We start from the raw sequence: 1,323 nt of genomic DNA, 5'->3' as shown, positions 1-1,323 counted from the left end.
CCGCAGGTTCGCGCGGCCGGTGTGCACCGACCGGCCGAGGGCGAGCAGGAGCGGGTCGGTGTCCACGGCGACGACCGTGGCGTCCGGCAGCCGGTCGAGCAGCCGCGCCGACAGCGAGCCGGGGCCGCAGCCGAGGTCCAGGACCAGCGGGTCCGGGCGGCCCGCCGCCTCCACGGCGTCGATCAGGGCGGTGAAGCGCTCCTCGCGGTCCGGCAGGTAGCCCTCCTGCTGCCGGTCCCACCGCGTGATCCAGCGCTGGGCGACGGTCGGGGCGAGTGTGCTCATGGACCCTCCTGTAACTGCCGTGTAGGCTTTTGGGAGTCACATCGTCCCCTGCGAAATGTAACTGGTCAAGTGGATTTCAACAGTCACTCGGATCGGGTGGTCTCCGCCGCCGTCGAGCTGGTCAACGCCCTGACCCCCGGCGAGCGCCGCGGCCGGCCCTACGAGCCCCCGGCCGACCCGGCCGAGCGCGCCGCCGCCGCGTTCGCCGTCTGGGGCGGGCCCGCCCGGGGCGAGCGCCTCACCGAGGCCGAGCTGGACGAGCTGGCCGCCGTCGCCGCCCGGCTGCGGGAGGTGTTCGAGGCCGTCGCGCGGGGCGACGTGGACGACGCGGCCGAGCGGGTCAACCGGATGCTGGCCGACACCGCCGCCCGCCCGCGCCTGGCCCGGCACGACGGCGAACCCTGGCACCTGCACTTCCACGGCGCCGACAGCGGCGTGGCCGCCGAGTGGGGCGGCCCCTGCGCGACCGGCCTCGCGGTCGTCCTCGGCGGCGAGCTGTACGACCGGCTCGGCGTCTGCACCGCGCCCGCCTGCGACCGCGTCTACGTCGACACCTCCCGCAACGGCACCCGCCGCTACTGCTCGACCGCCTGCCAGAACCGGGTGAAGACCGCCGCGTTCCGCGCCCGCAACGTCCGGCCGTAACCGGCCAGCCCGCACCCGTCCGCCCCGCCGTCCCGCCGTGTCACGCTGGCGGCCCGACGGCGGGACGGCAGGACCTCGGAACGGCGGGAGGGCGGGATGTGCGGAGACTGCACGCGGGACGCGCCGGAGATGCCCGAGGCGGTGCGGCGCGCGCTGGCCGAGTACCGGGAGCTGCTCGCGGCGCACGGCCCCACGTGGGGCGAGGACCCGATCCACTACGTCCGGCAGCTGGAGGTCGCGCCCTTCGTCCCGGACGAGCGGGCGTTCTTCGTCGCCTGGTTCCTGGCGGCCGTCGAGCACGCCGAGGGATCGACCGGGCCGCACATCGAGGCCGCGCTGAACGCCGCCGACCTGCACCGGACGCTCCGTGACGTCCTCGCCGGCGACCTGCCC

General features: G+C 76.0%; 2 protein-coding genes and 1 pseudogene. 2 read left to right on the top strand and 1 reads right to left on the bottom strand.

What is annotated here, in order from left to right:
- Positions 1-285: class I SAM-dependent methyltransferase (locus AB0J52_RS40975; RefSeq protein WP_500188641.1), on the bottom strand; the 285-nt coding region annotated here is incomplete at its 3' end.
- 69 nt (positions 286-354) lie between these two features.
- On the opposite strand from AB0J52_RS40975, the gene AB0J52_RS40970 reads away from it, so the two are divergent.
- Entirely contained in the window at positions 355-930 is a 576-nt protein-coding gene (locus tag AB0J52_RS40970; protein ID WP_500188640.1) for a CGNR zinc finger domain-containing protein, read from the top strand.
- Between the two features lie 96 nt (positions 931-1,026).
- Positions 1,027-1,323, top strand: a pseudogene (locus AB0J52_RS40965) (hypothetical protein); the annotation flags it as partial.

Source organism: Spirillospora sp. NPDC049652, assembly GCF_040675125.1.
Taxonomy (GTDB): domain Bacteria; phylum Actinomycetota; class Actinomycetes; order Streptosporangiales; family Streptosporangiaceae; genus Spirillospora.
The sequence above is the reverse complement of the archived record's forward strand: the minus strand, read 5'-3'. Positions and strand labels throughout refer to the sequence as shown.